We start from the raw sequence: 8,261 nt of genomic DNA on the forward strand, positions 1-8,261 counted from the left end.
GTGCGTCAGGTTCGACTGCGACAACCTCGGGTGGGCACTCGCAAGCTGCATTATCTGCTGCAGGGTCAGGATGATGACGGGCTCAAGGTCGGGCGGGACAGGCTGTTTCAGATATTGGCCGAGCACCGCCTGCTGGTGCAGCCCAGACGGGCGTATCACAAGACCACCCACAGTTTTCACCGTTTCTACCGTCATCCCAACTTGCTCAAGGCGGGGCCAGAGCAGGTCACCCCGGTGGCCCCGGAGCAAGTCTGGGTCGCAGATATCACCTATCTGCCAGCCAGGAGCGGGCCGCTGTACCTGAGCCTGGTGACGGATGCGTACTCACGCAAGATAGTAGGCCACCACGTACACGAAGGAATGCACGCGGAGTCGGTGGCGATGGCGTTCAAGAAAGCACTGAAGCAACGGCGTGGCGGCGGTGAACTCATCCATCACTCGGACCGCGGCGTACAGTATTGCTCGGGGCTGTATCAGTCATTACATGAACGGTACGGGGTGAAATGCTCGATGACGGATGGGTATGACTGTTACCAGAATGGGTTGGCGGAGCGGGTGAACGGGATTTTGAAAGGAGAGTTATTGCTGCAAAGCCCGCAGGATTTGACACAAGCGCGGGAAATGGTGCGTGAAGCGGTGGATATTTGGCCGCATCATGCGTTGAAATACAGAACCCCCGATGCGGTGCATAGGGGGTTCTGAGTAGAGAAATGCTAGTTGAAAATGTGTAAACCTATTTCAGGACTAGACAATATACTGATCATGACTTATAGCGATAACCATCAGAAATAGATATGAAAAACTGGATTGGTGATCTGATTATCAGCGTTTTTCAAGATAGTTGTGCCGTAAACCTGTTTTAAGCCGCCTGTTTTTGCTCTGGTTCGGACCGCTCAGGGGTCAGCATCACGGAGTCCAGTCTCTGCCAGTCGGGTAAGTCTGATTGGTATTGCATTTGTCAACCCGCTCTCGGTGAATGGTTACACTTCAAGTTGGTCCCCAAGACCAGAACCAGATGGATACAATGAGACATCAAAATAACTCAATTGTCTCTCATATACTTTTGCAAAGTTTTTTGATCCACCTTCAATGCTTCTGCGGCTTTAACCCATGTACCGAATTGCTTTTTGGCAGCTGTTGCAAATTCCTTATGAAACGCTTTCGTTAACTCATCCTTAGTTGTCTTGGATAAATCACCAAATGCAAACCTTGTGTCAGGACTATCCTCCTGGATAACAGGCTCGCCCAACGAAGCTAATGAGCTAGAGATTGCCAACTCTGTAGTTTGAGAGCTCAAAAAAGCACAAGACATGTATGCCAGCTTTTTTAGGTCACGCAAGTTACCTGGTAAATATGCCGAGTTAAAAAACTGGATTAACTCATTTGACACTGGAGCTTCCGCAGGCAGATTGGGGTTAACATTAACTTCCTGCCAGATTCTTTGCCAATCCGACAAAATATCTTCTCTGCATGCACGAAGTGGAGGTATTGTTATTGTTAGCATGGATACACGATCAAAGAAATCAGCATCGAGTATCGTTGCCAATTGCTCAAGTGATTTATTACTCGCACAAACTAGCTCGAAGTCAGATGCTTCCTCAATGTCACTTCCAACAGGGCGAAAACTGTGATGGTTATCTTGAAGCACTCGAACCAGCTTTCGCTGAACCGAAGTTGGTAAATCTTGTATCTCATCCAAGAACAATACTTTTCCATTTGCTTCTTTCAAAAGCCCATTGCGATTCTTTTCCGCCCCAGTGAACGCCCCTTTTACGTGGCCAAACAACATACTATCAACTACTTGAGAATCTAGTCCTCCACATGCGAGCGTAACAACCTGCTTTTGCTTTACCCTACCGACAACGGTTTCAATTAGTCTCGTTTTCCCTGTACCACGTTCACCCAGTACAAGTAACGGAGCTTTGGGAACGCAAGAGAACTGCTTTAACGTTTGTAATGCATTCTGCCTTGCTTTTGATTTAGGGTCTAAATCGTAAAGGGCGTAACCGCTCTCTGAACTTGAAATAGCAGAGATCTCTGCCAGATACGTGTTTACACTGAAATCAACTTTGACAATGCTGGTTCTTTTGGTATCGGGGTTATATTGTGATGACCAGAGGATTGTTTCGCGTGGAAAATGCCCCCGAGCATGAAGAATCAACCAAACAGCATGCATCGCCGGAGTTCCCGGCGATACATTGATATGAAGATGCTGTTCAAGCTTTAGCTCTGGAATAATCTCAGATTCTATTGCGTGATAAATTTCGTTGTGATCAGCTGGGTTCTCGATAGCTACAGTTCGAAAGGTAATCTGTATATCGCCAAATTCATGCTCTTTGTACAGACTGTTATCCCCAGCTGACTGAGTAAGCACAATTACTTTGCCAACATAAACTTTACGATTCTTAAGCCGCTTTAACGCTTCGTCTAATACCTCAACCCCAGCTCTTTTTGAGTGCCAACAAAGCAGCGTGTTTTTGTTATCCAAAGTTACGCCTCCAATACAATTAGGGCGTTTGGCAATTCACTTTGCTTCAGCCTTGTTGCCATGGCAAGTTCGGATTCTTGACGAACCGTAATAGCTAACTGTTTTTTTGTCAGTCGAACAACCTTTGGCTCATAACTTTCTCTAGGCGATCCTGAATCCTGCTTCTTAGAAGTTTCATCCTTAGCCGTTAAAGGTTTGAAATACTCTGGACTGGCGTTAGTGATAACTGGTGGCTCTATACGCCATTTATACTCAATCTTGTGCGAGGTTTTTTCCCGCCAGTTTGCATTGGGTATTTTTTGGTGCTTATCCATATCAGACAAACAATCTGCTTTTATAGGAGATAACTCAATAATGTCTACTTCGCTGACAGAGTACCTCTTGAATATATTATTTTCCCAAGCTTCAAAACCACCAGAAATCATCCCTAGACTCATATCTATGTGCAATTGATTATGGCTATTAGTTAAAAACACATCGAAGCAATTCATCAGCTCTTTTACCTGAGTACCAGTGAGCTTTACGCCTAACTCAAAGCCTTGATCCATACCATGCGCTTGAAAATTGGCCGACATCACCATGCCATGCATTCCATCTACTACAATCGCTTTGGCATGTAGCCATTTAAAACACATCACCGATGCACCAGCCTGTTTCATAGCCAACAACGCTGGCATGGCTGCGGGTCTTTGGCGAGATAGTATGGTGACTTTTAGCCCCGACTTCGCACGTTCACATATTGATTTTACAAGCTGATGGTCCTCTTGCCATCCAAAACTCGATATGATGAGTTCATTTTCCGCTTGATTGATCAACGCTAATGCGTGTTCCCTAATTCGAGCGTCTTCACTCGATGTGACCAGTATTTCAGTTAATTCCCTTGGATATCTGACATTGCCCGGCGACTTATATGCTGAGAATTCACCACGGCTTGTCATATGGTGCTGCGCACTCTCGAAGATTGCCCAACGGAACACATTCACGATCTCAGCTATTTGATGGCGTGAAAGCGAGACCCCCAACTCTTCATTTCGTAAAAGAGCTTCTTCTGTAAGGTTTGCCGTTAAAAGCAACCCTTTAGCATTACCAGTTTCATGTAATGCATCTATAACAACGGCTTTTGCGTGGAAATGCGGCGCAGATGCAAAGTGAACATGTCCAGACAATTTATTTAACATTTCCTTATGCTGCACAAGACACTTCTTACCAAAGTCATCGTCAGGCACATCGCCATCAAGACGAGTCTCACATGCCAATAGTATGTACACACGAACTTTGCGCTTTGCAGCTTTTAGGACAGCAGATTCGACATTCTCATCAGCAAGCAAAAACGTACTAAGAATAACCGAGTGCTCGGCATTATCGATTAATTCGACAACTCTTGATTGGAGCTCATTGCAGAACAAAGAGCTATTAATAGGTTGCGGAGCAGATACCTGTTTAGGTAAAACAGGCAAAAGCACAGGGGGCAACTTGGTATTTGATTGATCAACAATCTTGGTTTCTGTCTTAGTAAACTTTTCAATTAGATTCATCACTATTATTCCTTATAGGTTCCAATCATGGGCAGCAATTACATGCCAGGTACGCTGATTTTGCTGGTCTTCCTCAATCCAAAACTGATTTGCCAGTTCAGCCCTATCAGGTAGTGTAAAATTCCAATCTCTAAAAGGTTCGAGTGCTTTCTCTCTCCAAATTTGGTATTTGCTATTAGTGGCGTACATATTGATATTTTTCTCTAATCTCCATTCAGACCACTTTCTAGCATCAAATTCAGTCAATGATGATATAGAAATATTGTGTAACTTCATCGCATCAAACGAGCCCAACTTGTGAACAGATGGTCTTTTTACACTTACCGAGCGTTTCATATTGATTCGCTCAGATTCAGTAGTATTTTCGAAAACCACTGACAAGATTTCAGTTTGCTCATCCCATTGTTCAAGCAAGCCCTCACTATGCAGAAGTACTTTCAAAACTTGCTGACGGTTGATTGGTTCAACCCGACGTGAAAATATAAGATCCTTTCCGCGCTTCACATCGACATTGCCATCAGTCACATTCCACTCGATGTAATACGGTTTTCCTTGAGGTGAGATGCGCTCACCTTTGAGTTCAATTTTGTCAACGCGTACTTCCGAACCACCACCTATTGGTTCAACCTTCAGGCCACAAACGTCTTTGACTAGTTGAGGAACCTCAACTAGTCGCTTTGCTCTTTCATTTAGCTGGTTTCTGTTTTTTCCAAGTCCGATTGACACTGCACTAGGCTCTGTGTGCGCTTCAATAGTAAGAAGTGGATGAGGCAATAAAGGCTCATGACAAACGCAAAGGCTCCAACATCCATCTTCTGGTACTAGGATTTGATCTTTCTCAAGAGCAATCGATCCTGATTCAGTGAGCCTGTATTGGTCTCGACTAGACTCAGCAAGTCCATATAACTGACATATATTTAGTAACCTATCAGCAACGACACGACGTCCAATTTTATCTCCAAATAAATGCTCAGAGCACTCTGCTGAACTCGCATCTGGATAGTCGTGAAGGAATTGCAGCACGCAGTTAATTTCTGGACGGCTATCTGCCAGCGCGATTTCACCCTGTATGAGCCAAGTTTCAGTCTTAATTTCTCGTTTTAGTATGATGTCTTGGCTCATAGTGCCTCCTGTGATTCAGTCTCAATGGTTGTAGACCAGTATGAATTGCTTGCAAAAGTACCTAACACACCCGATGCCTTTTGCATTGCAGATCGGTTTCCGTACACAATGAGCTGATGCTTGGCCCTCGTAATTGCCACATTCAAGCGATTTGGGCTTTCGAGAAAACTCGTGGGATGATTATTTGCGAAACTAAGCATGACAAAGTCAGCCTCATGCCCCTGAAAACGGTCTACGGTACATATCTGAATATCAATATACGGTGAGGATTTTTCACCTCGATAGAAATGCCTTACTCCGTGATGATTTCCCGTCCACTTTCGTAAAGCTCTACGTATAGCTCGCTCTTGTGCCCGATAGAAAGCCAAAACAGCAACTTCCCAAGGCTTTTGTTGGTTTTTATCAACATGTAGGTTTGATTTTGCCCAAGAATCAAAGCGACTTAACTCTTTTAATATTTCTTCTACTTCAGCGGTAATTTCACCTTCTTTTCCTTTTCGACCTTTAACATCGTGCCATATACAACGATGTGAGCCGTTTCGATATCCCCAGTCCCGCTTTTCAGCCTGGCCATCAGGGCTTTGCAGTGCTTTTTCATTGTATATATGTACTCGGGAAAACTCGGCAATGTCTGGATGCATCCTGTGCTGGTAACTAAGCCGTATTTGTCGTTGATCCAAAACACTGGCTGGAAGTCCATCAGACAGAGCGGTGCCTTGTTTCTGATACTCTGTTCGTTCAAATCCAACTTGCAGTGATTCAAGAATAGAAGGCAGTGCGATCCTACGTACCCTGTCTATTGCAGTGAACGTATCTTTTTCTGAGTCAAATGGTAGTAGCGCTTTGATATCTTCCTCTAACTTGTTAGCAGTTTTAGAACTTCCGTTAGATTCTGTATTTAGGCGCTGTTCGTACATACGAGCCAGTCGCCACGCTAACTGAGATTCCCAGCTATCTGACTCGGTCTTGATTTTTGTACGAGTTAATCTCGAATGCGCTGCAAGTCGCATTTCTAACTTTTTCGGTAACGCAGGTAGCCCCCTTATGGTCGTCAAATCTAGGGGAAGGTGATTAGCATTCTGAGCGATGAACGCTGACGAACCAAGGACTACTGATGCGTAAGGGATAGCTGTCTTAGGTCCTTTAGATGATGCAACCAATACATTTTTGGCCTTTGCTTGCTGATGATAAAATTCAATTGTCTTTTCATCGTCAGTGCAAACCAAGGATACTTCTCGTTTCTGAAAATTAATTTGTCGAGCAGAGAAAACATCTGCGCATGCTTCTCGCTGATAACTATCCTGTAAACATGGCTTCAAATTTACTTCGGTAGCTTCATCATCAACATAAGGCGAAAGCTGTTTTGGGTCTCCCACCATGATCCAACGCTTGGCAAGTACCGCTGGCACCAAAAACTCTTGAAACGTTGTTTTTGATGCTTCGTCAATAATCATCACATCGAAGATTGGCGATGTTGATTGTTTATTTTTGATATCAGGATGCTGAAGCAAACCAATGGTTGTCCCGCAAACTAAATTCGCTGCTTCAAGAACAAGACGTTCAACAATATGTTTACCTTCACCGACCTTACTTTTAAGTAACTTCTGACTAACTGAAATGTGTGGTTGTTGCTGAAGATGTTTTAGCAATCTTGTGCGTTCAGTTTTAACGAACTCTTCCAATTGCCATGGCTTTGCCTTTTGAGAAACGCTTGATTTATCTCCAATCCGCACAGGTAACACCATGTCGCGATAAATATTTTCCTCAGATATCATTCTCTCAAGAACATTGTCAACAGCAACGTGAGTTGATGCACAAAGTAAGATCCGCTTACCTCGCTTTATGAATTGAAGAATCAGTTCGCAAATGGCTGTAGTTTTACCAGATCCTGGGGGGCCCTCAAGGAAGGCAAAGTCTGGTGTATTGAGTGCAATATTTACAAACTCACGCTGCTGAGATGTTCCCTCCCTCGCACCATCAGCAAGAACGTAGTAGTCATCGTTAAATAAGTGCTCATCATAAGGAACATTCGGCCACTTAGCATGATCCTTACCTTCAAACAGCCTCAATAGCGGAAGATGGTGAATAGAAGGTGTGTCTTGTAAGCTTTGTAATGCATTAATCTGACACTTTAACTGGTATGTGTTTGGACGAATAACCAAATAGTCGTGGTCAGGTAAACGATCCAATAACAAGCTGTCATTTTCTACATTTCTGTCTAGGACTGAAATTGCGTTGGATTTATTGAATCCAACATTGCTTTGTGATTTCCCAGTCAAATGCCAACCATAACCGTCTGGACACTCATACGACGACAGCCCATTACCTAATTCACTCGCAATTTCGTCCGCATGCTCCTCAGTTGCATAAGCCATTTTAGGTTTACCGTGACTTTTACAATTTGGGCATTCTCTAGCCGCACTACCCACGGCTTTCCATCTCGCGGGGCTTGCTTCGTATACCGTGTCGGTACTTTCATCTAAAAAGAGCTTTAAGTTCTTTTCGAAATCACCGCAGTTATCAGCTGGCTCAACTAATTGTATCCATACTCCACGTTGAGCATCGTCCAGCTTCTCCCAAGCTATCGCTTTAACAGCCTTCGTACTTTCTAGGTATTTTCGAGTGGTGACTAAATACTTATAAAAGTCACCAAGACCACTCACTGCTTTACTAAGCAGGATGTCTGGCCGGTGAATTCCTAAGTTTGCGTATCTCAATAACGCCATGTTTCGTCCTTTGATCGAATAAGTTGTTTTTCCTAAATATCAAGCATCGTGCCAACAACCTTCGGCATCAAAGACCCCAATGAAATCGTACAGTAAAAAAATAAAGGTATTTCGAAAGGGGTGTTTTTACACCATTGAGTATTTTTTATAACCTTTTTATGTCGCTTTGTACATCATATTGTAGTGGTCTAATCATCCCGGACACCATTTTTAGGTGGTACAGTCGCCACCATGACCGGAGGTGTCCTAAGCCGACAACCCGTTGCGTACTGCGCGCCGTCAAATAGCGCGTAGTCGGTGTCTAGTCCTGAAATAGGTTTACACATTTTCAACTAGCATTTCTCTACTCAGAACCCCCTATGTACTGCATCGGGGGTTCTGTATTTCAAC

Annotated in this window: 5 protein-coding genes; 1 reads left to right on the forward strand and 4 read right to left on the reverse strand. The window is 43.9% G+C overall.

The features are described from left to right. Window positions 1-702 (forward strand): IS3 family transposase (locus AB5Y82_RS01745; RefSeq protein WP_368173571.1); only part of this gene is annotated, 702 nt, incomplete at its 5' end. A 340-nt stretch (window positions 703-1,042) separates the two neighbouring features. Here AB5Y82_RS01745 and AB5Y82_RS01750 read toward each other — a convergent pair. Genes AB5Y82_RS01750 through AB5Y82_RS01765 form a run of 4 tightly spaced genes read right to left on the reverse strand, consistent with a single transcriptional unit; the run spans window position 1,043 to window position 7,871 of the window. Beyond that, window positions 1,043-2,488 (reverse strand): sigma-54 dependent transcriptional regulator, encoded by a 1,446-nt coding sequence (locus AB5Y82_RS01750; protein ID WP_111901762.1) that lies wholly within the window; start codon window positions 2,486-2,488, stop codon window positions 1,043-1,045. Between the two features lie 2 nt (window positions 2,489-2,490). Beyond that, a complete protein-coding gene (locus tag AB5Y82_RS01755; protein WP_111901761.1) occupies window positions 2,491-4,023 on the reverse strand; it encodes a phosphatidylserine/phosphatidylglycerophosphate/cardiolipin synthase family protein in 1,533 nt (510 codons plus the stop codon). A gap of 12 nt (window positions 4,024-4,035) precedes the next feature. Then, window positions 4,036-5,145 carry a hypothetical protein gene (locus tag AB5Y82_RS01760; RefSeq protein WP_111901760.1) on the reverse strand — a complete coding sequence of 370 codons (1,110 nt, stop codon included), beginning with the start codon at window positions 5,143-5,145 and terminating at the stop codon, window positions 4,036-4,038. Next, the gene (locus AB5Y82_RS01765; RefSeq protein WP_257701407.1) at window positions 5,142-7,871 is read right to left on the reverse strand and encodes a DEAD/DEAH box helicase; all 2,730 of its coding nucleotides are present in this window, start codon (window positions 7,869-7,871) and stop codon (window positions 5,142-5,144) included. The genes AB5Y82_RS01760 and AB5Y82_RS01765 overlap by 4 nt, the downstream gene beginning before the upstream one ends. Window positions 7,872-8,261 lie beyond the last annotated feature (390 nt).

This window comes from Aeromonas sp. s13 (assembly GCF_040907905.1).
Lineage (GTDB): Bacteria > Pseudomonadota > Gammaproteobacteria > Enterobacterales > Aeromonadaceae > Aeromonas > Aeromonas veronii.

Excerpts from the sequence above, each read along its gene's own strand:
- AB5Y82_RS01755 (WP_111901761.1), bottom strand. The coding sequence starts at position 4,023 with ATGAATCTAATTGAAAAGTTTACTAAGACAGAAACCAAGATTGTTGAT.
- AB5Y82_RS01760 (WP_111901760.1), bottom strand. The coding sequence starts at position 5,145 with ATGAGCCAAGACATCATACTAAAACGAGAAATTAAGACTGAAACTTGG.
- AB5Y82_RS01765 (WP_257701407.1), bottom strand. The coding sequence starts at position 7,871 with ATGGCGTTATTGAGATACGCAAACTTAGGAATTCACCGGCCAGACATC.